Genomic DNA, 26,202 nt, shown 5'->3' with positions numbered 1-26,202 from the left:
ATGTTGAACTTAATATTAATGTCAAATTTTATCCTTTTCTTGTTTTACTCGCTGCATTGCCTCAGTGATTTTTTGTTTTTGGAACTGCTCTTTTACCATTTTTTCTTTTAAAACTTTTTTCTTATCCAGCATTACCTGTGCACGTTCAAGCTTGTTACGTTCAAGACGGTGTTCTCTATATTTAAATCTTTCTCTAGCAGTATTAACTTTATCATGTTCTATAGTTTGTTGCTTACTAAACATCTTAGCAAAAGAAAAATAACTCACTAATGGTATATGGCTTGGACAGACATAATCACAACAAGCGCATTCAATACAATCAGGTAAATGATAATTCAAAGCTTTTTCAAAATTCTTACTTTTAACATACCAATAAAGTTGTTGTGGAAGTAGTCCAATAGGACAAACTTCTGAACATTGACCACAACGAATACATTCCTGAACAATAGGTTCAGGTACTTTATTATTAACAAAAATAGCACTGGTAGTTTTGCCAATAGGCATATTAATATCAACAATATCAATACCCATCATCATACCACCAGTACGATACTTATGTTCTTTTGTATTAGGACTAGCCATTGAAATAAGATGCTCAAATGATGTGCCTAAACGAACTTCAAAATTATTTGGATAAACACTATTTCCCGTCACCGTAACAATACGTGATACTAATGGTTTATGATTAATAACTGCATCAAATACTGCTTTAATGGTGGATATATTTTGGCAAATAATGCCTTCATTAATAGCAAAACCCCCTGATAGAATTTCAATATCAAGTAGTGCCTTAATTAGTAACTTTTCAGCACCAGAGGTATATTTAGTTGGAATTTGATTAATATTAATCTTATCATTACGGTTAACAGTTAATAACGCTTGATAAGCTGCTTGTTTATCATCCTCAATAGCAATAATAGCACGATCTGCACCACAAATATATAGTAAAATTTCTATTCCTAGAATGATTTCTTCTGGATAAAATTGCATCAAAGCATCATCACACATTACACCTGGTTCACATTCAGTACCATTGATAATTAAAGTATGACAATTAAGAACATTACTTATCTTAATATGGGTTGGAAACCCAGCACCACCCATTCCTACAATGCCTGATTTTTGAACAATGCCAACTAAAGTTTCCTTTGAGTAATGCAAAAAATCAACATTACCAGCTTTATTATCTATCCACTTATCTTCACCATCAGATTTAATAGTAATACACTGAAATTTAAATCCTGACTTATGTGCTATATCTTGTGTATTAATACTCAAAACTACACCAGAAATTGAAGAATGACTTGATACATCGAAACCATTCTCAATACTAGCAACAATTTGCCCAACAAGTACATAATCACCAACACTTACACAAGGTTCTGCCTTCCCATCAAACTTCTGCAAAGGCAGAGTTATCTTTTTTGGTAGTGAAGCCTGAACAATCTCAACCTTATCCACTAAATAAGAATTTTTAATCACAATCCCGCCATTAAATGAGTAATTACCCATGTCTAATATTTGACACAAACCTAATTAATTTTGGAGTAATTTCTTTCACATAAATACAATCAACAGGACAAACAGGAATACACAAATCACATCCTGTACATTCATTAATAATTACTTGAGTCATCATCTTAGAAGCACCCACAAACGCATCCACAGGGCAAGCCTGAATACACAAAGTACAACCAATACAAGCTTGCTCATCAACAAATACCACGTGACTAGGCTTAGTTTCACCATGCTCAGAATTAAGTTCTAAAGTTTCAACCCCTAAAAGTTCTGCTAGAGCATCAGCTACTTCTTGCCCACCAGGTGGGCATTGATTAATTTTAGCTTCACCACTAGCAATTGCACACGCATAAGGACGACATCCAGGATAATCACATTGACCACATTGAATTTGTGGCAAAATCGTATCTATTTGATTAACCAAAGGGTTATCTTTTAGTTTAAATTTAACTCCGGCATACCCAAGAACTAAACCTAATATTAACGTAAAAACAGAGAAAATTAAGACTGAATCAAACAAAGTCCAATAAACTCAAACAAGTCCAATAAAACCCATAAATGCCATTGACATCAGCCCAGCAGTAATTAATGCAATAGGCACACCTTTAAAAGTCAATGGCACATCCGCTACATCAATTCGCTCACGGATAGTTGAGAATAATACCAATACAAATGAAAACCCAATAGCAACACCAAAACCATAAACACCTGATGCTAAAAACCCATTATCTTGATTAACATTTAATAATGCTACACCCAATACAGCACAATTAGTCGTAATCAGTGGTAAAAATACACCTAAAGACTGATATAAAATAGGTGAAGTTTTGTTAACTACTAATTCAGTAAACCCAACTACACCTGCAATAGTTACAATAAAAGCAATAGTTCTTAAATATTCCATCTCAAATGGAACTAAAATATATGTATTAATTAAATAGCTAGAAATACTTGCTAAAGTCAATACAAAAGTCGTAGCAAACCCCATACCAATTGCGGTATCAATTTTTCTTGACGCTCCCATAAACGGACATAATCCTAAAAACTTAACTAGTACAAAGTTATTAACTAAAATTGTACTCACTAATATTAAAACATATTCATTCATAACGAATATTTTAACCTAATTTTAATTAACCTTTAACGCACACATTATCCTACATTAATTCCGATAGTTTTTATACTAAAATTTAAATTGAATCTACCTACCTTCCATTTATTTCATCATTAATACAGGCTTATTTATCTAAAAAACCGCTTATCCATAACATAATAGATCTGTTTAACTATACATACATAACTAGATTTTATCCAATCTATATTTCTTCTTAAAGAAGAACACAATCAATAAAAATAGTAAAATTCAAATCATAATTAATACTTAAGTATGGTTATTCTACATAACAACCTGTAAAATACCAATTAAGCTAATCAGTAATAATATACCGCCCACCCAGCGCCTAAATAAATCGTCATTTTCTATAATTCTTTGATGTAATTTTAATCCAACAACATGTCCAAGCGCCGTAATAGGAATTAAACTCAAAGATAATTGCCAGTCAATCTTTATTCCAAACGCTATAAAAACACTCATTTTCATACTTACTAAAATAAACCACAATACAAACAAAGTATTACGCAAATATTTCTTTGCTACATAACGAATATATACAGCTACAATCAAAGGCGCACCAATCATCGAAGTACCTGTCACATAACCACCTAGCATTAATAATAATTTATCTACCCACGCCCGATACAAAGTAAGTTTTTGGTTAAAAACCCAAATAATTGAATAAAAAATCGTAATTGAATACACAACCACAATCATCGCCTTATCAGATAGTGACAACATCCAGAATAACCCAAACAGAGTTGGTGGAATAATCCATAAAAGTGAGTATCTCAGATAACACCAATCAACCTCATTAATAGACTTAAATAAAGTCAATGATGAAAAAAATAATAAATGAATTCCAATTATAGGCAGCCAATAAACAGGTGATGAACCTATCAATAACATTAGTGGTAAACCAAGCGATACACCCCCAAATCCGAACCCGGTACGTACAAATCCTACCCATAAGAAAATCAAACTAATTAAAAATAATTCCGTATTAGAAAAATACATACCCCTCACTATTTACCAGTAATAAAGACTACCATTTCTTAACTAGAGTAAACTACTATTGTATATTGTTATATCATTAGCAATACCCCACCCAGTGATAAAAATATCTATGCTAATTTATAATAAATACGTGGCAACCAAATATCTAAACATATATGCTAGTATTTTTAACGCCACTATTAACTGCAACTAGTTAATAGTGGTATTTATTAGAGTGCTAACTAAGGAAGGTATTGTAGACAAATTCTTTTGAATATATCGCCATAAACATCTATTTTCTTACTTCCTACTATCTAAAATTGATTTTAGATAGTATTCAAATTTAACACCTGATTTTTGAGTACTTGCTACTATGTTTTACTTTAGTTAATAAATCCATTAAAAACCCTAACAACTTTCAAATAGTTACTATTTATCTTTCATTTTTGAAAACTTAATAAATCGCTTAACCTAATTACAATACGTAATTTACATTTTACAAACATAATTTATTAATAGTATTATCTCTTACATGTACTGAACGTAAAACACTCACTTATTATAATCTCATTAATATGATTAAATTATGTAATTAATTTTTTTGACTTCAATATCTTATAATTATATAAAAAATATTAGAATAAAAAAATGACAAGAATATAACTATATTTTATATAGTATAATTTTCGCTAAAGTTTAACAATATATATACCTTTATAAATAAGTGATAAATCAGAGAAAAACTATAATTATTAAATCTACTAGATAATCTGATGAATGGTACAATAGAATTATTATTCTGTCAGTCTGTCAGAATGAAATATATCGAGTATATTCTCTTTATTAAATACTATAATTACACAAACTAAAATATCTATATTCGCTTAGATACTTATCTCTGCTAATAATTGTTCTCTAACAAATAAAAGAGAAATCTAACTTAGAAACTAATCAGTAATTTCATAAAGTAATCAAACAAATTTGGAATACTATTTATTCTTGGATATATGGTTTATCATCCTATAGTTTACCAAATTTAATTCATTAAAATTCTATAGATATATAACTTAATAATTATCTTATAAAGATTTAATCTCCATTGATTATTAAATGTTCTAAAAGATATTTAGCTTACGATAATAAAAATACCATATGGTATTACTATAATTAGCAAAACCTATTGACCATTAAAGAAATAATTTACAGTGTAATATAATATTATTATATTTTCTTGCTATTGTATTATTAGTAATAATAAAGAACTGATTGATAATTGCAATGGATAATCAGTTAAAAACTACTTGTTAAATTAAGAGTAAAAACAATTATTTAAAATAGGTCACTTACAAAGTACATCTATACTTAATTATTTCTTTTATTTTATACTTTATTTAAAAACATTTGATAATTTTTTAGCGCCTTTTTTAGCAAAAATCTTATTTTTAGCTTCAACCATTATTCTAATTAATGACTCTGTACCTGAAGCACGAATCACTACCCTTCCTTCACTACCAAGCATCTTTTCAACTTCAAGTTGGACTTGTTGTAATTTAATGTGATCCTCTAAATTAATTTGTGTCTGAATTTTGATATTTATTAAAATTTGTGTGTATTTATTCATTGACTGTTTTAACTGAGCAAGACTAGATTGGCTTTTAACTAGTACTTCCAAAACCTGTAAGGCAGAAATCATACCGTCGCCAGAAGTGGTCTTATTTAAGCATATAATATGTCCTGAACCTTCGCCTCCTAATATGGAGCCACTTTTTTGCATTTGTTCCATAACAAAACGATCTCCTACATTAACCTCAATAAATTGAATATTTAAATCTCTTAGGGCATATCGCATACCTAGATTACTCATTTTTGTTCCGACAACTGTATTATTAACCAACCTACCTTGAGATTGCCAAGCTTTAGCGATAATAAATATTAGTTCATCTCCGTCAACTAATTCTCCATTTTCATCTACCATTATTAATCGGTCCCCATCTCCATCAAAAGCTATCCCTAAATCTGCTTTTAATTCTAATACAACTTGTTGTAAATGCTTAGTATTAGTTGCACCACAATGCTCATTAATATTAAACCCGTCTGGTGTATTATTAATGATATGAATATTTGCACCCAGTTCTGAAAATACGCTTCTAGCGATGTGATAAGTTGCGCCATTTGCACAATCAATAATGATATTAAGTCCTAAAAGGCTTTGTGTTCGATCAAAAGTTGATTTACAAAATTCAATATAACGCCCAAGTGGTTGTTCATGTCTATAAGCCTTACCAATTTTATCAGCACTTACATTAATCATAGGTTTAGTTAATTTATTTTCAATTGCACTTTGGTCTTGATTACTAAATTTTAGACCTTTAGCAGAAAAGAACTTTACACCATTATCTTGAAAATGGTTATGTGAAGCGCTAATTACTACTCCAGCGCTAGCATTATAAGTTTGTGTTAAATATGCAACTGCTGGCGTTGGCATAGGCCCTAACAAACCTACATCAACACCAGCAGATAAAAATCCTGCCTCAAGTGCAGATTCAAATAAATAGCCAGATATACGGGTGTCCTTACCAATAATAACACTAGCTTTGCCTTGTTTGGCTAATACTGATCCGACTGACCAACCTAATTTTAAAAAAAAATCAGCGGTAATTGGCTCTATACCTACCTTGCCACGTATACCATCAGTACCAAAATAATTATACAACTTAATCTCCTACTACACTTTGTAAAATCTTAAATGCATCTTTAGTATCTAAAACATCATGTACACGAACAATATTTGCACCATTTTGAAATGCTATTATAGCAGTAGTTACACTACCAACCATTCTTCCATCTATATTTCTATTATTAAGAATATTACCAATCATTGATTTACGTGACATACCTACTAAAATTCTCAAGCCAAAACTTTTAAACTCGTTAAGACGACGTAAAATTTCAAAATTATGATTAAGTGTTTTACCAAAGCCAAAACCTGGATCTAGAATAATCTTGTTTTGGTCAATACCAGCACCAATACAATCTTCAATTCTTTGATCAAAAAAATATTTTATCTCATCAATAACATCAGTATAAATAGGATTATTTTGCATGGTTTTAGGGCTACCTTTCATATGCATAAGACACACATCCTTATCACTTGATGCTACTACTTCAAGGGAAGATTTAGCTTGTAAAGCACGTACATCATTAATCATACTTGCTCCTGCTTCAATAGCAAGCTGCATAATTTTTGCTTGTGAAGTATCAATAGAAATTGATACACTACTTAACTTAGATAATACTTTAATAACAGGAATAACGCGACTAATTTCATCATCAATTGATACTTGTAGTGCATTTGGTCTGGTTGATTCACCACCAATATCAATTATATCAGCACCTTGCTCAATCATCAATTTAGCGTAATTAATAGCACGATCAATAGCAAAATATTGATTACCATCTGAAAATGAATCCGGTGTTATATTAAGAACTCCCATAATCATTACATTAGATGAATTCACTATTATCTAATTAGATAATATTCAAAAACAAAAAATTAAGCAACCTGTTCAGTAGAACCCTTATTTAATGGTTTTTTATCAGAATTCTGGTTACTACCATCAAGCGTAGCTCCTGATCCTAATTCAGTAGAAACGACATTAGAATCAATAACAACAGCCGATTCACGTATTGGTTTTCTGTTCATTAAATCATCAATCTGTTCTTTATCAATAGTTTCAAATTCCATGAGAGCCCTAGTCATTTCAAGTAAGATATCTTTATTACCTTTTAAAATTTTTAAAGCTATTTGGTAATTACTATCAATAATCTTACGAATTTCACTATCAATAGTTCTAAATGTATCCTCTGAAATATGCTTGTGTTTGGTGACTTGTCGACCTAAAAATACTTCACCTTCATCTTCACCATACGATAAAGGTCCTAACACTTCAGACATACCCCATTGTTTTACCATTTTATGTGCAATTTCTGTTGCTCGCTCAATATCATTACTTGCACCAGTTGTTACTCTATCTACACCATAGATTAATTCTTCTGCAATACGTCCACCAAAAAGTGATGCTACTTGAGAATTTAATTTACGCTTGGAAATACTATAGCTATCTTTTTCTGGTAAGAACATAGTCACGCCTAATGCTCTTCCTCTTGGAATAATGCTTACTTTATAAACAGGATCGTGTTCAGGTACCAATCTACCTACAATAGCATGTCCTGCTTCATGATAAGCTGTCATTTCTTTTTCAGATTCATCCATTGCCATAGATTTTCGTTCAGAACCCATCATAATTTTATCTTTGGCTTTTTCAAACTCTTGCATACCAACTAATTTTTTATCTTTTCTTGCTGCAATTAACGCAGATTCATTAGTCAAATTAGCCAAGTCTGCACCAGAAAACCCTGGTGTTCCTTTAGCAATATTAATTGATTTAACATTTTTTGCAATAGGTAATTTACGCATGTGTATTTTTAAAATCGCATTACGGCCATTAATATCAGGTAAACCAACGATAACTTGACGATCAAAACGGCCTGGTCTTAATAAAGCAGGGTCTAAAACATCTGGTCTATTAGTGGCTGCAATAACAATAACACCTTCAGAACCCTCAAAACCATCCATTTCAACCAACATTTGATTGAGTGTTTGCTCACGTTCATCATGACCACCTCCCATACCGGCACCACGTTGACGTCCTACAGCGTCAATTTCATCAATAAAAATGATACAAGGTGCATTTTTCTTTGCTTGTTCGAACATATCACGAACACGTGATGCGCCAACACCTACAAACATTTCTACAAAATCAGAACCTGAAATAAAGAAAAATGGTACATCAGCTTCACCTGCAATCGCTTTGGCTAATAGTGTTTTTCCTGTCCCTGGAGGACCTACTAAAAGGACCCCTTTAGGAATTTTTCCACCTACTTTAGTGAACTTACCAGGATCTGATAAAAAATCTACAAGTTCACTTACGTCATCCTTAGCCTCATCAACACCTGCTACATCATCAAAAGTAATGTTAGACTCATCCTTAGTAATAAGACGTGCTTTAGATTTACCAAAACTCATTGGATTTTTTCCCCCCATCGCACCACCAGCACCTTTCATAGTATAAAGAACCACCCCAATTAATAATAAAATAGGGGCTAAAGAGATAATTAATTGTTTGAAAAATCCTTCTTTTTCAGGTGATTTAGCAACTACGTTAACGCCGTTATTCAATAAATCACCCATCAAACCTAAATCACCTGGGCTATATGTTGCAAATTGTTCACCACTAGTCCCCACCCCAGTAATATTGCTACCAGCAATAGTTACTTGAGATACAGCACCTTGCTTAACATTTTGAATAAATTGGGAATAAGTAATGTCATTTTTCTGATCACCCATCTGGGATTGACTAAAAATCGAAGTAAGGACACCACCCAAAATCAACCAAAGTAATAAATTCTTAAACATAATGTTATAAAATATAATAAAAAATAAGAGAATAACTATACTCTATTGCAATGACTAGTATATGGGTCCAATGACGTTTTTTCAAGGTTTATCTACAAATAAATTAAAATTCTGCCATAATTCTTAACTTACATTAAATAAATATTTTTAAATCATGTTAAAAATCAACTTATTAGCTACTATTGTTATGGTCACTATCCTTAGTTCTTGTGGATTTCATACACCATATACAAATTTAACAATAAATGCCTCTATTATTAGTAACCGTAATAATATTTTTGCTAATGAATTACAAAAACATTTTAATCAAAACATGCATAAAATTTTAGTTATTCAAGTGGGTGCTGAAAATCAAAATCAACGAACTGTTTCATATACTTCAAGTAATGAAGCTAGCAGCTATACATTAAAACTAAGCATACCTATTAAAGTCTTTAACCATAACAAAAAACTATTATTATCTAAAACTTTCAGTGCTAACACGTACTTAAGTAAAATAGATGCATACCAAGCAAATAGACTTCAAATTGAAGAAGGTTACCAACAATTACGTCGTTTGATTATTAAACAACTATTAAGAAGATTATACAATCTTAATGAAAATTAGACCTCAACAACTTAATACTCAACTAGCTAATAAACTTGATGCCATTTATTTTGTTTTTGGTGCTGAAATATTGCTCATTGAACAAAGCTTAGCACAAATAAAAAAAGCAGCACAACAAAAAAAATTTAATGAAAAAGTAAGTTTTGAAATTGACAATAACTTTGATTGGAATCAGATTTTTAAAGAAGTCTCAACTACCTCACTTTTTTCACCAAAACGTATTATTGAATGCCGATTAAAAACAGGTAAAATTGGTGTTAAAGGTGCTAATAACCTAATTGAAATTGTCAACACTTTACCCAATGATATTTTATTAATTATATCTACTGAAAAATTAGACATAGCACAACAAAAAAGCAAATGGTTCAAAACACTAGAACAAAGTGGTAGTCTTATCCAGCATTTTGAAGTAAAAAATAATCATTTAATTGGTTGGATTACACAACAAATGGCAGAATTAGGGCTTAAGGATAATATAGAAATTGCACAGAATATCGCTTTTTGTACAGAAGGTAATTTAACTGCCTCTATGCAAGAAATTCAAAAACTAAAAATAGCTTACCCAAATGGTAAAATTAATACTCAAGAATATCTTAAACAAACTAATCAACAATCTAAATACACCGTTTATGATTTAATTGATGCAGCTTTATTTGGTAATAGTAATCAAGTTAATAAAATTTATCAAACTTTAATCTCTAACACAATCATGCCAATTCAACTAAGCCATGCTTTATATCTAGAAATTAAATCAATAACTAAAATGTCAATTGAACTTAGACAAGTTAAGGACACTAATATAGTTTTGCAAAAACATCAAGTTTGGAACACAAGAAAACCTATTATTACCAATGCATTAAACCAACATTCTTATCAGCACTTTCAAAAAATATTATTATCACTAGGATGTATTGACCGTTCAATCAAAAACATGGATAATCTTAATGTAATTGACGAACTACATACATTATTATTAAGTTTAGCTGGAGAAATACAATGGACTCAATAAAAAATCTAATTACTCTATTAGGTGAAAATGCAAAAAACGCTGCAAAAACATTGCGTGGTGCTACAACAATAGCTAAGAACAATGCAATAATCAATATCGCCAATCAAATTGACCAAAATAGAACAAGTATTCTTAAAGCCAATGAAAAAGACCTTACTATTAGTAAGGATAATGGACTAAACATAGCACTACTTGATAGACTGATGCTTGATAATATACGTCTTAACAACATTATTAAAAGCTTAAACCAAATTGCCAATCTACCAGATCCTATTGGTGAAATTACAGATTTAAAATACCAAGCAAGTGGCATCCAAGTGGGTAAAATGCGCGTATCACTTGGTGTAATAGGTGTTATTTATGAATCTAGGCCTAATGTTACAATTGATGCAGTAGCACTTTGTTTAAAATCAGGAAATAGCATTATACTACGTGGTGGATCAGAGACTGTTAATTCTAATCATGCTCTGTATACCTGTGTCAAACAAAGTATAACACAAGCAGGGCTTAATGAAAATTGTGCTCAACTTATTAATACTCAAGATCGTAAAGCTGTTATTGAGCTAGTTAAAGCAAATAATTATGTTGATGCTATTATCCCTAGAGGTGGTAAAGGCCTACTTAAGGCCATTAGTAACAGCGCCAAGGTACCTATTATCAAACATTTAGACGGTATTTGTCATACCTATATTGATAAAGATGCTGATACACAAAAAGCTATTAGCATTGCCTTTAATGCCAAGACTAGACGTTATGGTGTATGTAATGCTACTGAGACATTATTGGTACACAGCTCAGTAGTAGATAAAATATTGCCAGAACTAATTGCACAATACTTAGCAAAAGGGGTGGAATTACGAGGCTGTTCAGAAACTATAAAACTATCAAATACAATCATTTCAGCCACTGCAGAAGATTGGAAGACAGAATATTTAGATGCAATTTTATCTATTCGCATTGTTAACTCGATGAGTGAGGCCATTAATCATATTGATAAATATAGCTCAAACCACACTGAATCAATTATAAGTGAAAACTATACTCGTTCACGCCGTTTTATTACAGAAGTAAATTCCTCATCGGTCATGATTAACGCCTCCACTAGCTTTGCTGATGGTTTTGAGTATGGCTTAGGTGGAGAAATCGGTATTAGTACTGATAAACTCCATGTACGCGGTCCTGTTGGATTAGAAGGATTAACTTCACAAAAGTTTATCGTCCTAGGTAACGGGCATATCAGACAATAAAAGTTTGAACATAGAACAAAAACTAGCCATTTTTACACGTGGCACTGATGAGATATTACCATTTCACGAGCTCAAGGAAAAGCTCAAAAAAGACAAACCACTGCGTATCAAAGCAGGTTTTGACCCCACCACACCTGACTTACATCTAGGACATACAGTTATAATCAACAAACTAAAACAATTACAAAATTTAGGTCATGAAATATTATTTTTAATTGGTGATTTCACTGCCATGATTGGCGATCCGACAGGTAAAAGTAAGACTCGCCCACCACTCTCAAAAAAACAGGTTCAAGAGAACTCCAAAAGTTACACCAAACAAATATTTAAAATTTTGGATAAAAATAAAACTAAGATTGTATTTAACTTTCAGTGGATGGATAAAATGAAACCGCTAGAGTTTATCCAACTCGCAAGTAAACAAACAATTGCCAGAATATTAGAACGTGATGACTTTTCCAAACGTTACAAATCAGGACAATCCATCTCTATCCACGAATTTTTATATCCTTTAATTCAAGGTAATGATTCTGTTGAATTACAAAGCGATATAGAAATAGGCGGTACTGACCAAAAATTTAATTTATTAGTAGGTAGAGAACTACAAAAACAAGCAGGGCAAGAACAACAGGTCATACTTACCATGCCAATTTTAGAAGGACTAGACGGCGTACAAAAAATGTCAAAATCATTAGATAACTACATTGGTATTAATGCTTTACCTGATGAAATGTTTGGCAAAATTATGTCAATTTCTGATGATTTAATGTGGCGTTATTTTGAATTATTAAGTTTTCAAAGTTTAGAAGAGATTACTGATTTAAAACAAACAATAGTACAGGGTAAAAATCCAAGAAATATTAAATTTGTCCTAGCTAATGAGATTGTTACTCGCTTCTATAATATCAATATAGCTAAACAAGCACAACAAAATTTTATTAATCGTTTTAGTAAAAATCAGATCCCTAATAAAATGAATGAATTTAGCTTTAAAGCTGGCATAAAAATTGCTAATTTACTCAAAGATACTGGGCTTTGCTTTAGCACATCAAACGCATACCAAATGATTGAACAAGGTGGTGTTAAAATTAATAACATTAAAATCACAAATAAAAATTTTGAACCAGCAACTAGCACAAGCGTTTATCAAGTAGGAAAACGAAAATTCGCAAGAGTGACAATTCAATAAAAAAGTGTTATAATACAGTTTTGGGGATGACATGGCTTCGACGAGGGGTTAGATCTCAAGAATGCATGCCGAGGATTAAGACAACTCGTTAAAATATACTTATAAAACATAGTTGAAAACGAAAACAACTACGCTCTAGCTGCATAGCTAGCCGTCACCTAAGAGTTGTCTGTATTTTTAGAATGACGGTCGCTCACAGACTCGCTAGGATTATTTTTTTCACATAATTCGGTTAAAACTTGTTGAAAATCGCTACTTACATCCCTGATGATCGGGTGGTAAGTAGTTAACAAAAATAGATCAAGCTAAGCATGTAGACTTCTTGTTTGAAAGTTTTCGGACGCGGGTTCAATTCCCGCCATCTCCACCACTTATATTTATTAGTTATTAACACTATTTTTTGTAAATTCTTATACAGAAATGGATAGAATTTTAAATAAATTACAAATTATTGTTACTCACAATGTAAAAACATACGCCAAATCCAAGAAAAATAATGCCATCTAAGCGAGATGGAAACGAATTAAATAAAAGAATTTAATGGTCAAGAAAACACTGATACAATAAGATCATTGACCCATCTTATTTATTCTAAAACAAACAAAGACTAAAAAATTACTTAATTAAAGGAATTAATACTAATACACACCATAAACAACAAAAAATAAAATCTAATATCACTAATATAAAATATATTTATATCGATCTGAACTTATAAGTAAAACTAAATAAAAAGCACTTATCACCATATACTCATAATCAAAATATAATTACAATAATATATCAAGAATCATTGATATATTTATTAAAAGATTTCAGTATATATAGGAATAATATAATTAGGTGTATAGATTATGCACTCAATCACAAATTATCCAAAAAAGATAAATTTAATATAAAAAGGATATTATAAATTATGTCAATAAGTACGAAAAGACAGCTAATTTTAAAAACGGATTTTACAAATAAATATACTATGACTTAAATATAAAGTAAATATATTTATAAAAAATTAAAGATAAAATCCAGTTCTAATCATCTACAATAAATTAGCTTATTGATAAATAAATTGATTATTTATCAATCGTTAATTGAGTAACAAGCCACTCCACCTTTTTGTGAACCAGCTGCAAATAAACAACGTATATTAGGGTTATCATCAGGAATCCATTCATATATTCGAATATTCCAGCCTGACGTTTCAATTAAGTATTCTGAGGTTGGTGTGACTATTTTAGCGCCTATTGTAGTTATTTTCTCCCACAATCCAGCATGAACCGGGGTTAAAAGTAGCACAATGATAAACGTGATTAATTTAATTTTAATGTTACTTTCCTTATGAATTTTTCATTGTTAAGTTTATTTTCTTAAACCTAGCATTTTGCCATATCTAAGTTGATTGCGACTTTTGGAATTATTGGAATTTCTATTTTTTGGTGGCAATAATTTTTTACCTGACTCTGGCAAATTATGATCTGGAATAAAACCTGCTACCATTATACGATCTAATTTATTTTGAATTAAGCGTTCAACATCAAATAATTGCTTAGCTTCATCAGCACTAACTAATGAAATTGCCTCACCTTTTGAGCCAGCGCGACCTGTACGACCAATACGATGTACATAATCTTCTGGTACATATGGTAAATCAAAATTAATAACATGGGGTAATTGATAAATTTCAATACCTCTTGCAGCAATATCGGTTGCCACTAATACGTTCACTTCGTGATTTTTAAATCCCAACAAAGCTCTTGTACGTGCACCCTGACTTTTATTGCTATGAATCGCAGTTGCTCTAATCTTTTTCTTTTCTAATTTATTGACAATGCGATTTGCACCATACTTAGTGCGACTAAATACTAGAACCTGACGCCAATTATGTTCTTGAATAAGATAAGTTAATAATGCATGTTTTTTGGATTTATCAACAGGATGAATCCATTGCTTTATTGCTTTAACAGTAGAATTTCTCGGAGTAGTTGATATTTCTACAGGATTGTTAACCAAACTTTTTGCTAATGTTAGAATCTTATTAGAAAAAGTAGCTGAAAACATAAGTGTTTGCTTTTTTGACGGTAAAAGCTTTAAAATTCTCTTAATATCGTTAATAAAACCCATATCTAGCATTCTATCCGCCTCATCAAATACAACTATTTCTAGCATGTCAAATTTTACAGAGTTTTGAGAATACAAATCTAATAACCTACCTGGTGTAGCGACTAAAATATCAACACCTGAACACAATTTTTTCATTTGTGGATTAATCTTCACACCACCAAACACTACACTTGATTTAAGAGGTAAATACTTACCATAAGTAATTACACTATCATTAACCTGTGTAGCTAATTCACGTGTGGGCGTTAGAATCAATGTACGAACCCGATTGGATTTTGTAGGTTTTTTTTTAGACAATATTTCAAGAATAGGTAAGGCAAAACATGCTGTTTTTCCAGTTCCAGTTTGGGCAGCTGCCATGACATCCTTACCATTTAAAATAGCAGGTATTGATTGACTCTGTATTGATGATGGCTTACTATACCCTTTCTGCTCAATAGCTTTAAGAATTGAATCAGATAAACCTAATTTAGAAAAACTCATAAAAATATTTTATATCCAAAGATAGAAATTTTACATGAGCATGCTATGCTAGATATATGAATAAATATCAAACTATTAAAAATTAATCTAGACTATTTCATATCGATACAACAATAAAATTGTGCACTAAATTAATTATTCACATAAAAATATAAAAAACCAACCACAATTTTAATAAATACCAATAACAATAGTATTGAACAAATTGTATATGAAAATAGATACACTTTAGATGTCTTCTTTTGGTGTACATGTTTTAATACTAAGTGCATGAAGCGTACCATTTACAATTTCTTTATTCATAATAGCAAGTACCATTTTTTGCCTAGCTAACAGCGACATACCTTCAAAAATTGGCGAAACGACCTTTGTTGAACAACTACAACCATCACCTTCCATAATAACTGTTGAATTTTCTATACCTGATTCAATTTTTTCCTTAATTTCTTCTAATGTCATAACTTATGCTCCAAATACTCCCTTAAGTACAAAGAAAAATAGAATAGACATGACTGCACCTGCTGGCAAGGTAATTAACCAAGATAAAAAAATTGTATTTATAACTCGCATATTAAGTGCAACCACACCTCTAGCAATACCAACACCCAACACCGCCCCTACTAAGACCTGTGTAGTTGATACAGGAATACCTGTTGATGAGGCTAAAACTACCGTTGTTGCAGCGGCTAATTCAGCAGCAAAACCACGAGAAGGAGTGAGTTCTGTAATTCCTTTGCCAATAGTTTTCATAACTTTAAATCCATAAGTCACAAAACCAAATATAATACCGCCGCCGCCAACCAGCAAAACCCATGAAGGTATAGCGCTCCTTGAGGTAATATCACCACCAGCTTCTACAATACTATAAACCGCAGCTAGTGGACCAATGGCATTAGCAACATCATTAGAACCATGTGCAAATGCCATAGCAGATGCGGTAATCACCATAAGCACAGCAAAAAGCTTTTCCATATTAGCATAATGAAAATCTTTATCATCCTTTGGATTTATCTTAATATTTCTCATAATAAAAGCAGCGATAACAGCTGCCAAAATACCAACTATAATTGCAATTATCAAACTTAAAGAAACATCTTTAGAGATATATTCTAAAGAGTCAATATGTTTAAGGCCTTTAAATTGCGTAACCAACGCAATAATAAAACCAACAAAAAATACATAAAATGGCAAATATCTCTTGGCATTCATCAACGGATCTTTAGTATCAATCACTAAGAATTGTAGACTTTTAAAGATAAAAACAGCAAGTGTGCCAGCAAGTACTGGAGATACTACCCAACTCATCACAATTTTAATTACTTTATCCCAAGCAACTGCATCAATACCAACACCTACTGCACCAAAACCAACAATAGCACCAACAATTGAATGCGTCGTAGAAACTGGCCATCCTAAAGATGAGGCAATCAATAACCACGCACCTGCTGCCAAGAGCGAAGCAAGCATACCATACACTAATAAGTGTGGATTATTAGTAAATAATACTGCATCTAAAATACCTTTACGAACAGTATCAGTTACTTCTCCTCCTGCAAGAATTGCACCAGAAAACTCAAAAATAACCGCAATAACAACTGCTTGTTTAAAGGTAATAGCAGCAGAACCAACCGAAGTACCCATGGCATTAGAAACATCATTAGCACCAATACCCCAAGCCATAAATAAACCAAACCCAATTGACAGCATAATAAAAATATCAGCATAATTTGCAATTATATCCATATATAGACTCCCTTATCTTGCTAACAGCACTTCTAGCCTTGAGCCAACTTTTTGAGCCGCATCTGCAAGCTCACCCAACCATTCCACAGTACGATAATAAAACATAACATCAACAGGTGGCAAGCTAGATTCTAGCGGAAATAATTCAGCACGAATTACGTGCTGAATTTTATCAGATTTACTTTCAAGTTCATTAACATCTTCAATAATAGAACTAATAATCTTACGCTCACGACTGCCAAATGCAGTTTCTAATAATTCATCTAATTCATTAACGGCTTTAAGTGCCTTAGCTGATGTTTTGATACAAACCTTAGTTAATTCTATAACATCACCAAAGATATTATCTGGTAAAATCATCTTGCGGTTAATCATCAAACCCGAAACATCTTTAGTGATATTGGCAATAGAATCTTGAATAAGTAATAAATCAAGTAAATCTCTACGTGAAAAAGGCATCATAAACATTGAAGACAAACTTAAACGTAGATTCTTTTTAAGAATATCTGCTTTGCCTTCTTTAATATCTATATAACTTTTAATTGTTTTAGCTTTTACCCAATTTTGTGTATGAATGGCAATCATAAAACCATTAAGTTCTGAAATGCAAGAATGCACTTGTATCATATGTTTCTGTAATGATCTAATGGGTGATTTACCAAATAGACCATCTATTATATTTTGAGCCATTTTGTTTTTTCTAGCATCTTTAGATGCGAATTTTCTATTAAAAAGACGAATTGTCAACCTTATTTTTAATATTTTTATAGGTGCTAAATTTATCTATTCTTCGTCATATAAAATACGTTGTCCTTCCCCTTCTAAATCATCAAACTGACCGTTCTTAACCCCTATTATTAAAATAATAACAAGAACAAAACCAACAAAAATCATACTTGGTACAAGCCAATAAATTACATCCATGTTTCTTCCTTATTTTTATCAAAAAAACAAAATTAATTGCCTTTCATTTTTTAATCTACTGATAAGAATTAATGCATCAATTACACTCATTATTAATAATAGTACATCAAATCTTACTCGTTTAAATTAAAAAAAATACCTATTTAAATTTATTTATATAACTAACTTAATATAAAAGTAGCAAAAGCTAGAAATGCTAGTATTTCTGCTATAATTTTAAACATTGTATATGAATAAATTTTAAACTAGAGTATGAACTTAGATTATCTTGATTTTGAACAACCTATTGCAGAACTAGAAGAAAAAATACAAACACTTGATAATATTAAAGGCAAAGCAAATATTAAAGATAAAGTAGATATTATTAATGAGATAAAGGCACTTAAATCCAAGAGTAATGCTTTAACCAAAAAAATATTCTCATCTTTAAGCGATTGGCAAATATCTCAACTAGCACGACACCCAAAACGCCTTTATACACTTGATTATATTTCTGATGTATTTGATGAATTCACAGAGTTGCATGGTGATCGTACTTATGGTGATGACCATGCTATTATTGGTGGTATTGCTACATTAGATAACCAACCAGTGATGTTTATTGGTCAACAAAAAGGACGAACTACCCAAGAAAAAATCAAATACAATTTTGGCATGCCTAGACCTGAAGGTTACCGAAAAGCCTTACGCTTAATGAAACTTGCTGAAAAATTTTCAATGCCTATTGTTACTTTTATTGACACACCTGGTGCTTATCCTGGTATTGGTGCTGAAGAACGTGGACAAAGCGAAGCAATTGCCAAAAATCTATTTGAAATGTCAACCCTTGCAACACCTATTATTTCAATAGTTATTGGCGAAGGTGGCTCTGGCGGAGCACTAGCTATTGGTGTAGCAGACACAATTATGATGTTTGAATACAGTATTTATTCTGTAATTTCTCCAGAAGGTTGTGCCTCTATTTTATACAAAGACGTAACTAAAGCAAACATTGCAGCAGAATCTTTAAAATTAACCTCAACCCATCTTAAAAAAGACAGGTTAATTGATGTAATTATTAAAGAACCATTAGGCGGCATCCACCGTAATCCTTCACAAACAAAAGCACTTTTAAAAGAAGTATTAACACGACAACTCAACAAAATTAAACAACTATCAATAGAACAATTGTTACAAAATAGACAAAAAAAACTCTTAGGTTTTGGAAAATTTAAAGACTAAAGATTTATTTCTTGAAGGTAAGAACATTGTCCTTGGTCTCAGTGGTGGCATTGATTCTATCGTACTTTTGCATTATTTAAACACATACTATCCCAATAAAATAAGAGTTATTCACTGTAATCATCATTTATCTCAATTTTGTAATAAATGGGATAAATTTTGCAAAACAACATGTTTAAATCTTAATGTTGTATACTTAAGCATTAATTTATCTTTTGATAATACATCTAACATCGAAGAACATGCACGTAAGAAACGTTATCGTTCATTATCTAACTTATTAAAAGAAAATGAAGTACTCTGTACGGCACATCATAAAAACGACCAAGCAGAAACATTACTTCTACAACTATTCCGTGGTAGTGGTAGTGCTGGATTAGCTGCTATGCCTAAAGAGAAGCCTCTAGGAAAAGGTATTCACTATCGCCCTTTTTTAACAATTAATAAATCTCAAATTAGTGATTATGCTAATAATCATAAATTAAACTGGATAGAAGATGACAGCAATAAAAATACTTATTTTAGACGTAATTTCTTACGTTTAGAAATTCTACCAAAATTATCTGAGGTATATAAAAATTTAACAGAAACACTTTCCAGAAGTGCACAAAACCAATCAGAAACCTTAAAACTTACACGCGAACTGGCCGATATTGATATTAAGACATATCACATTATCAATCGTACTAATCGAATCAATATAAGTCAGCTTATTAAACTTAGAATTCATAGAATTAAGAACATTCTCCGCTATCATCTAAACTTTCTTAATTTTTTAACGCCAAGTCATAAAATAATGCACCAAATTATTAAACTACTGCACGCAAAAGAGGGCACTAATCCACTGGTTAGTTGGAATGAGTACGAGGTTAGACGCTACCAAAATGAATTATATTTCATCAACAAAATCCTGCCAAAGGAGAACAAGTATTGCCCATTTTATGAGGAATTTAAAGACTTTCCAAATTTTTCAATTCGTTATCGACAAAAAGGTCAACGTATTAAATTACTAGGAAAAAAACACACCAAATCATTAAAAAAAGTATTACAAGAAGCTTGTATTCCACCTTGGGAACGAAACCAGTTAAAAATGTATTACATTAGTAATACATTATATGCCATTGAACGTATTGGTAAGGCCTATAGCGCTTAATATAAAGAATAAAAATTGCCAGTTTTAAATAAATAGTAGCATTTTTACTAATTTAGTAAGGATTATTAATCCCAATTTTTGCTAGAATTTTTCTTTCTAAGTTTGCCATTTTTTGTGCATCTTTAGTATCAATATGATCATAACCAAATAAATGCAACGTACCATGAACTGCCATATGCATGAAGTGATTATTAAAAGATTTATGCTGTTCAATAGACTCTTTTAAAACTACTTCTGTACATATCACAACATCTCCTAAAATATTTTCATCAATTTCAATCGGCAAATCACTTGGAAATGATAATACATTAGTAGATTTATCCTTGTATCGATAAACCTTATTAAGATTTTGAATTTCCGCCTTATCAACCAATCGAACTAATAACTCACTTTCACCATTTCCCAATTCTTTAACCACTCTTTGTAAAATACAACTTAAATCATCTTCATTAACAGATAAATCGTGAATACTATTTTGTATAATCACCATACTTAATATTAGATAAAATTATTATTTTATCAAAGCTCTATTACTTTGTCATTAATTATTGAAGTTGCTATACTATCATTGAGTAAAACCTTTAACTATCTATGTGATAACGAGGTGTCTGTTGGTGTACGTGTTAAAGTACCACTTGCACGAAAAAAAGTAATTGGCATTGTATTAGATATTAAAGATAAAAGTAGATATAACGAAACAAATTTCCAAAAAAAAAGAGAAGATACACTAGGGTATAAACTTAAATCTGTTGAAGAAGTACTAGATAAAATACCAATTTTAGACAAATCAATTTTAGATCTTTTGTTATGGTCAGCTAATTATTACCATTATCCAATTAGCAAAGTTATTTCATCTACATTACCTAAGAAATTACTTTTAGGTAAAGAAGCAAAAATTAAAAAAATCATAGATTTACCAAATAAACTACAACAGCCAGACTTTCAACCAACAGATGAACAAAATATTGCTATCGAACAAATTTTGAAATCAACCAATCAATATCACGCTTTTTTACTCCATGGTGTGACTGGTAGTGGTAAAACTGAAGTATATTTACACATTATCCAATCAATGATTAACCAAAAGAAACAAGTATTGGTATTGGTTCCGGAAATTGGTCTAACGCCACAAATGATTACACATTTTAAAACACGCCTAAAAACACGCGTAATAGCAATCCATTCGCAACTTAATGAGACTCAAAAACTAGACGCTTATCTTATGGCTAAAAACGGTGATGCTAACGTGATACTTGGTACAAGAAGTGCTATTTTCACACCTATATCAAATTTTGGTTTAATTATTATTGATGAGGAACATGATAACTCGTTTAAGCAGCAGTCAAGTTTTCGATATTCTGCTAGAAATTTAGGTTTTATCAGAGCTCAACAATCTAATATACCATTGGTCTTAGGTACAGCAACGCCTTCATTAGAATTATTAAAAAATGCGATGGATAAGAAAATCACACGCATCACACTAACTAAACGTGCAGGTGGTGCAACTTTACCCAAGGTAAGTCTGATTGATATGCGCAGTAATACTAACGGTGTATTGTCTAAAATGCTAATTGAAAAAATCAAGCAATATTTATCCATTAACAAACAAGTTATGTTGTTTGTTAACCGCCGAGGTTATGCACCTATCTATTACTGTACACAATGTAACTGGAAAGCACAATGTAACCATTGTGATTTAACAATGGTTTATCATCGCTATATCAATCGTCTTAAATGTCATCATTGTGGCGACGAAAAAATACCAGAACATGTCTGCCCAAACTGTACTGAACAAAGCCTTAAAATATTAGGATATGGCACAGAAAAATTAGAAGAAACCCTATCTTCATACTTTGTAGATACTCCTATTATCCGCATTGATCGTGACACCACACGACGCAAGAAATCCTTTGCAAAACACTTAGAACAAATCAACACTGGCAAATCTTGTATTATTATTGGTACACAAATGTTAACCAAAGGACACAATTTTTCCAACCTTGCAATGGTTGGTATTCTAGATGTTGATACTGGGTTCTTATCAACAAATTTTCGAGCAACTGAATATTTAGCCCAACTCCTTATTCAAGTATCTGGTCGTGCTGGTAGACACAAAGAAAGAGGTGAAGTTGTTATACAAACTCGCTATCCCGATCATCCAATTTTTAATTTTGTTTTGTCTTCTCGCTATACACAATTTGCTAGTCAACTTCTAAAACAGCGTTTAAGTGCAATGATGCCACCTTTTTCACACCAAGCATTATTATGTGCAAATGCAAAAAACAAACAAAACGCTGAAAATTTCTTACATGAAGCAGCTATTTTGTTAAAAAGCATACAAATGAATTCAGTAGAAATTTGGGGACCAATTGCTAATACTATTGAAAAAAAATCAGACTACTACTACTTTAACCTATACCTACAATCTAATAATCGAGTAACACTCCACCAAATCTTATCCACTTTTAGTCAACACATCAATACACTCAAACTAAAAAACAAAGTACGTTGGTATTTAGATATTGATCCAATTGAATAACAACAAATAAAGTTATTACTCATTAAGTTATCAACTTCAAAAGTATTTTACTTGTGTAAATTTATAACTCTTAAGTAAAATAAAAAGTGAGTTGTTACAATCTATATATTTCTTACTATACATAATTTAATATAATTAAAAAAGATTTTTAGACTAATCTAATATTTATTAGACATTATTATCTAACTTTCTACAAATTAGGAAATCTTATAGATACTAGTCTTTAACAGGTTTGTTAGAAACACCAATCATATTGGTATAACTTTATAGATGATATTTAATTTTCTATCAATGTTATCATAATAATTAAATATATCAACATAGCATCTAACAATCATCCTTATATATTCATTAGATAAGTATGCCTTCTAAATATACTAAAACAGGTATATCTTTGATATAATTTAATATTTAAAAGCGAATTTATTAAAAATAAAAATGAGAAGCATGTAAAAATTTAAAAAAGAAAACAAATAAAAATTTAAAAAAGAAAACAAAAGCCAGGATATGAAACTATAAAAATTATGTCATACGCATATTTATTAATGCATAATAAAGTAAATCTACTAAATTACAAAATACAAGACAAAAACTCAGAATAGATAAACTAGTAAGTAAAAATTATTACTCTTAGCTATATACTACTCGCCATATCTTTACCGTTACTTGAAAAGTATAACAAAGATACAAATACTACATTATACAAAATCTAAAAAACTTACACCTAAACGTCTTTTCGATAATTTCTACAAGTTACTAAGTAAATCGAGGTATAAAATTGATCTTTTTATTGGGAATCACTTATAAAACTGTTTCTAAATTAGAATTATATAATAGACAGTAATAGACTATTCCATCTGACTGTCTATTGTATTAAAATTACAGTCTATTAACTATAACTTTAATAGCACTAGTAATTATTAAAAGTTCATCATCAGTAATTATAAATGGCGGCATGGTGTAAAGTAATTTTCCATAAGGTCTTAGCCAAACACCCAAATCAATCAAATACTTTTGAACTATTTGTATGTCAATTTCATGAATAACCTCTATTACACCAATAGCGCCTAAGATTCGTACATCTTTAACTTTATCATGATTTTTAAGAGGTAATAACTCTGTACTCAATATCTTTCCGATATTGGCAATACTATTTTTCCAAGGAGAACTAAGTAACAATTCAACACTAGCATTGGCGACAGCGCAAGCTAATGGATTGGCCATAAAAGTAGGGCCATGCATAAGTGTACCTACTACATTTGAAACATCATCGGTTGTTAATGTAGCTGCTAAAGTTATATAACCACCTGTTAATGCTTTACCTAAACATAAAATATCAGGTTCGACATTAGCGTATTCTAGTGCAAATAATTCTCCAGTACGGCCAAAACCGGTTGCAATTTCATCTAAAACGAATAAAATATTATTTTGTTTGCAAAGCTTTTTAGCTTTAAGTAAATATTGAGGATTGTATATCCTAATACCTCCTGCATTTTGTATAACAGGTTCTAAAATCATAGCGGCAATTTTATTAGAATTTTGTTTTAATGTCACTCTTAAATCTTCCAGAGCCTCATTCATAGGCACAATGGATGGACTTTTAACAAAAAAGTGTTGTGGCAATACACCTGAAAATAAATGATGCATGCCATTATCTGGATCACACACGCTCATGGCCCCAAATGTATCACCATGATATCCACCCCGGATAGTAATAAATTTTTGCTTATTAGCTTGGTGTTTATTATTCCAATATTGTAGGGCCATTTTAAGCGCAACTTCTACTGACAGTGAGCCGGAATCAGTGAAAAATACCTTGGTTAAATTATCAGGTGTAACGCTCAATAATGTTTTAGTAAGGTCAATTGCAGGTTGGTGTGTTAACCCACCAAACATAATATGGGACATTTTCCTTAGTTGAGTTTCAATTGCTTTATTAAGTACTGGATGATTGTAACCATGAATTGCTGACCACCATGAACTCATACCATCGATAACACGGTTACCGCCTTCCAGAATTAAATAAACACCCTCAGCTGATTTAACCAAATAAGTAGGAACTTCGTTTGGAATTTTGGCATATGGATGCCAAATATGTTGATTATCAAATGTATCCATATGAATACATTTTACTGATACTAGCTATTATAAATAATCTTTAAGTTCAATCATTGAATCAATAACTAAATCTGGATTAGCATCTTGGATATCCTTGCCATGATTATATCCATACGACATGCAAATAATCTCAAAACCAGCAACACGTGAAGCAATTACATCACTAATTGAATCACCAAGCATTAAGCAATTTTGTGGAGGGATATTGAAAAATTCAGCGCTGTGTAATAATGGCAATGGATCTGGTTTTTTCTTTACTAAAGTATCACCAGATACTACCAATCCAAAATAATTAAAAATATCCAAATCTTTTAGAATTGGCAAGGTAAATTGCTCGTCTTTATTAGTCACACATCCTAACAAATAACCTTGTCGTTTTAGGTAATCCAAACCTTCTTTTACACCATCGTATAAACATGAACGCACGGAAGTATTAATGCTATACAACTCCAAAAAAATTGAATAAGCTTTATCAAAATCTTGTTTATTAACACTCGCCTCAAGCTTACCAGTCAATGACCTTTCTACTAACTTTAATACACCATTACCGACCCAGTCACGAACTTTTACCTCGCCCCATGGCGTCCTATTCATTGATTTCATTAATTCATCAATACAATAGGCTAAATCTGGAACACTATCCACCAAAGTCCCATCTATATCAATAATAATTAATTTTGGATTAAATTTTTTCATCAAGGTCCTTTTATTTTCTATAATAAACACTATTTTAGTAAAATACAC

23 protein-coding genes and 1 other RNA gene are annotated in these 26,202 nt (G+C 31.1%); 8 read left to right on the top strand and 16 right to left on the bottom strand.

Annotation, left to right across the window (positions count from 1 at the left end; all coding sequences use genetic code 11):
- Positions 1-21: 21 nt before the first annotated feature.
- From rsxC to ftsH, 7 genes are all read right to left on the bottom strand, one after another.
- On the bottom strand, positions 22-1,512 hold the full coding sequence (gene rsxC, locus HUW60_RS00705; RefSeq protein ID WP_190600540.1) for an electron transport complex subunit RsxC: 1,491 nt from the start codon (positions 1,510-1,512) through the stop codon (positions 22-24).
- Positions 1,505-2,038, bottom strand: a complete 534-nt coding sequence (rsxB, locus tag HUW60_RS00700) for an electron transport complex subunit RsxB (protein WP_190600539.1) — start codon at positions 2,036-2,038, stop codon at positions 1,505-1,507. The genes rsxC and rsxB overlap by 8 nt, the downstream gene beginning before the upstream one ends.
- 12 nt (positions 2,039-2,050) lie before the next feature.
- Positions 2,051-2,626: an electron transport complex subunit RsxA gene (rsxA, locus tag HUW60_RS00695; protein ID WP_190600538.1), complete on the bottom strand. Its 576-nt coding sequence runs from the start codon at positions 2,624-2,626 to the stop codon at positions 2,051-2,053.
- Positions 2,627-2,914: 288 nt separating this feature from the next.
- Positions 2,915-3,649 carry a TSUP family transporter gene (locus HUW60_RS00690; RefSeq protein ID WP_190600537.1) on the bottom strand — a complete coding sequence of 245 codons (735 nt, stop codon included), beginning with the start codon at positions 3,647-3,649 and terminating at the stop codon, positions 2,915-2,917.
- 1,366 nt (positions 3,650-5,015) lie between these two features.
- Positions 5,016-6,341 (bottom strand): phosphoglucosamine mutase, encoded by a 1,326-nt coding sequence (gene glmM / locus HUW60_RS00685; RefSeq protein WP_190600536.1) that lies wholly within the window; start codon positions 6,339-6,341, stop codon positions 5,016-5,018.
- Position 6,342: 1 nt separating this feature from the next.
- Positions 6,343-7,146 (bottom strand): dihydropteroate synthase, encoded by an 804-nt coding sequence (gene folP, locus HUW60_RS00680; RefSeq protein WP_190600535.1) that lies wholly within the window; start codon positions 7,144-7,146, stop codon positions 6,343-6,345.
- A gap of 35 nt (positions 7,147-7,181) precedes the next feature.
- Complete coding sequence (gene ftsH / locus HUW60_RS00675; RefSeq protein ID WP_190600534.1) at positions 7,182-9,104, bottom strand: ATP-dependent zinc metalloprotease FtsH; 1,923 nt, start codon at positions 9,102-9,104, stop codon at positions 7,182-7,184.
- 154 nt (positions 9,105-9,258) lie between these two features.
- Between ftsH and lptE the strand changes: the two genes are divergently transcribed.
- From lptE to ssrA, 5 genes are all read left to right on the top strand, one after another.
- Positions 9,259-9,711: an LPS assembly lipoprotein LptE gene (lptE, locus tag HUW60_RS00670; protein ID WP_190600533.1), complete on the top strand. Its 453-nt coding sequence runs from the start codon at positions 9,259-9,261 to the stop codon at positions 9,709-9,711.
- Positions 9,701-10,720 (top strand): DNA polymerase III subunit delta, encoded by a 1,020-nt coding sequence (gene holA, locus HUW60_RS00665; RefSeq protein ID WP_190600532.1) that lies wholly within the window; start codon positions 9,701-9,703, stop codon positions 10,718-10,720. Before lptE ends, holA begins: the two co-directional genes overlap by 11 nt.
- On the top strand, positions 10,708-11,967 hold the full coding sequence (locus tag HUW60_RS00660) for a glutamate-5-semialdehyde dehydrogenase (protein ID WP_190600531.1): 1,260 nt from the start codon (positions 10,708-10,710) through the stop codon (positions 11,965-11,967). The genes holA and HUW60_RS00660 overlap by 13 nt, the downstream gene beginning before the upstream one ends.
- A gap of 4 nt (positions 11,968-11,971) precedes the next feature.
- Positions 11,972-13,156 (top strand): tyrosine--tRNA ligase, encoded by a 1,185-nt coding sequence (gene tyrS / locus HUW60_RS00655; RefSeq protein ID WP_190600530.1) that lies wholly within the window; start codon positions 11,972-11,974, stop codon positions 13,154-13,156.
- A gap of 22 nt (positions 13,157-13,178) precedes the next feature.
- Positions 13,179-13,526: a transfer-messenger RNA gene (gene ssrA, locus HUW60_RS00650) on the top strand.
- Positions 13,527-14,236: 710 nt separating this feature from the next.
- On the opposite strand, the gene HUW60_RS00645 is transcribed toward ssrA, so the two are convergent.
- The 6 genes from HUW60_RS00645 to ccoS form a co-directional block, all read right to left on the bottom strand.
- Positions 14,237-14,452, bottom strand: coding sequence for a hypothetical protein (locus tag HUW60_RS00645; RefSeq protein ID WP_190600529.1), 216 nt, complete (start codon positions 14,450-14,452; stop codon positions 14,237-14,239).
- A 63-nt stretch (positions 14,453-14,515) separates the two neighbouring features.
- Positions 14,516-15,760 (bottom strand): DEAD/DEAH box helicase, encoded by a 1,245-nt coding sequence (locus tag HUW60_RS00640; RefSeq protein WP_190600528.1) that lies wholly within the window; start codon positions 15,758-15,760, stop codon positions 14,516-14,518.
- Between the two features lie 228 nt (positions 15,761-15,988).
- Positions 15,989-16,219 (bottom strand): BolA family protein, encoded by a 231-nt coding sequence (locus HUW60_RS00635; protein ID WP_190600527.1) that lies wholly within the window; start codon positions 16,217-16,219, stop codon positions 15,989-15,991.
- A 3-nt stretch (positions 16,220-16,222) separates the two neighbouring features.
- Positions 16,223-17,503, bottom strand: a complete 1,281-nt coding sequence (locus tag HUW60_RS00630) for an inorganic phosphate transporter (protein ID WP_190600526.1) — start codon at positions 17,501-17,503, stop codon at positions 16,223-16,225.
- Positions 17,504-17,515: 12 nt separating this feature from the next.
- On the bottom strand, positions 17,516-18,193 hold the full coding sequence (locus HUW60_RS00625) for a TIGR00153 family protein (RefSeq protein ID WP_190600525.1): 678 nt from the start codon (positions 18,191-18,193) through the stop codon (positions 17,516-17,518).
- Between the two features lie 93 nt (positions 18,194-18,286).
- Positions 18,287-18,427 carry a cbb3-type cytochrome oxidase assembly protein CcoS gene (gene ccoS / locus HUW60_RS00620; protein ID WP_190600524.1) on the bottom strand — a complete coding sequence of 47 codons (141 nt, stop codon included), beginning with the start codon at positions 18,425-18,427 and terminating at the stop codon, positions 18,287-18,289.
- A 252-nt stretch (positions 18,428-18,679) separates the two neighbouring features.
- On the opposite strand from ccoS, the gene HUW60_RS00615 reads away from it, so the two are divergent.
- Both HUW60_RS00615 and tilS read left to right on the top strand, forming a co-directional pair.
- Entirely contained in the window at positions 18,680-19,648 is a 969-nt protein-coding gene (locus HUW60_RS00615) for an acetyl-CoA carboxylase carboxyltransferase subunit alpha (RefSeq protein ID WP_190600523.1), read from the top strand.
- Positions 19,629-20,801, top strand: coding sequence for a tRNA lysidine(34) synthetase TilS (tilS, locus tag HUW60_RS00610; RefSeq protein WP_190600522.1), 1,173 nt, complete (start codon positions 19,629-19,631; stop codon positions 20,799-20,801). Before HUW60_RS00615 ends, tilS begins: the two co-directional genes overlap by 20 nt.
- Before the next feature lie 52 nt (positions 20,802-20,853).
- Here the strand turns inward: tilS and ybeY are convergent, their stop codons facing one another.
- Positions 20,854-21,291 (bottom strand): rRNA maturation RNase YbeY, encoded by a 438-nt coding sequence (ybeY, locus tag HUW60_RS00605; RefSeq protein ID WP_190600521.1) that lies wholly within the window; start codon positions 21,289-21,291, stop codon positions 20,854-20,856.
- A gap of 45 nt (positions 21,292-21,336) precedes the next feature.
- Here ybeY and priA point away from each other — a divergent pair, with 45 nt between their 5' ends.
- Positions 21,337-23,340, top strand: coding sequence for a replication restart helicase PriA (priA, locus tag HUW60_RS00600; RefSeq protein WP_190600520.1), 2,004 nt, complete (start codon positions 21,337-21,339; stop codon positions 23,338-23,340).
- A gap of 879 nt (positions 23,341-24,219) precedes the next feature.
- Here priA and bioA read toward each other — a convergent pair.
- Together bioA and HUW60_RS00590 are read right to left on the bottom strand one after the other, a co-directional pair.
- Positions 24,220-25,458 carry an adenosylmethionine--8-amino-7-oxononanoate transaminase gene (gene bioA, locus HUW60_RS00595; protein WP_190600519.1) on the bottom strand — a complete coding sequence of 413 codons (1,239 nt, stop codon included), beginning with the start codon at positions 25,456-25,458 and terminating at the stop codon, positions 24,220-24,222.
- Positions 25,459-25,485: 27 nt separating this feature from the next.
- Positions 25,486-26,154 (bottom strand): phosphoglycolate phosphatase, encoded by a 669-nt coding sequence (locus tag HUW60_RS00590; RefSeq protein WP_190600518.1) that lies wholly within the window; start codon positions 26,152-26,154, stop codon positions 25,486-25,488.
- Between the last annotated feature and the right edge of the window lie 48 nt (positions 26,155-26,202).

It is taken from the genome of Candidatus Vesicomyosocius sp. SY067_SCS001 (assembly GCF_014706615.1).
Lineage (GTDB): Bacteria > Pseudomonadota > Gammaproteobacteria > PS1 > Pseudothioglobaceae > Ruthia.
The sequence above is the reverse complement of the archived record's forward strand: the minus strand, read 5'-3'. Positions and strand labels throughout refer to the sequence as shown.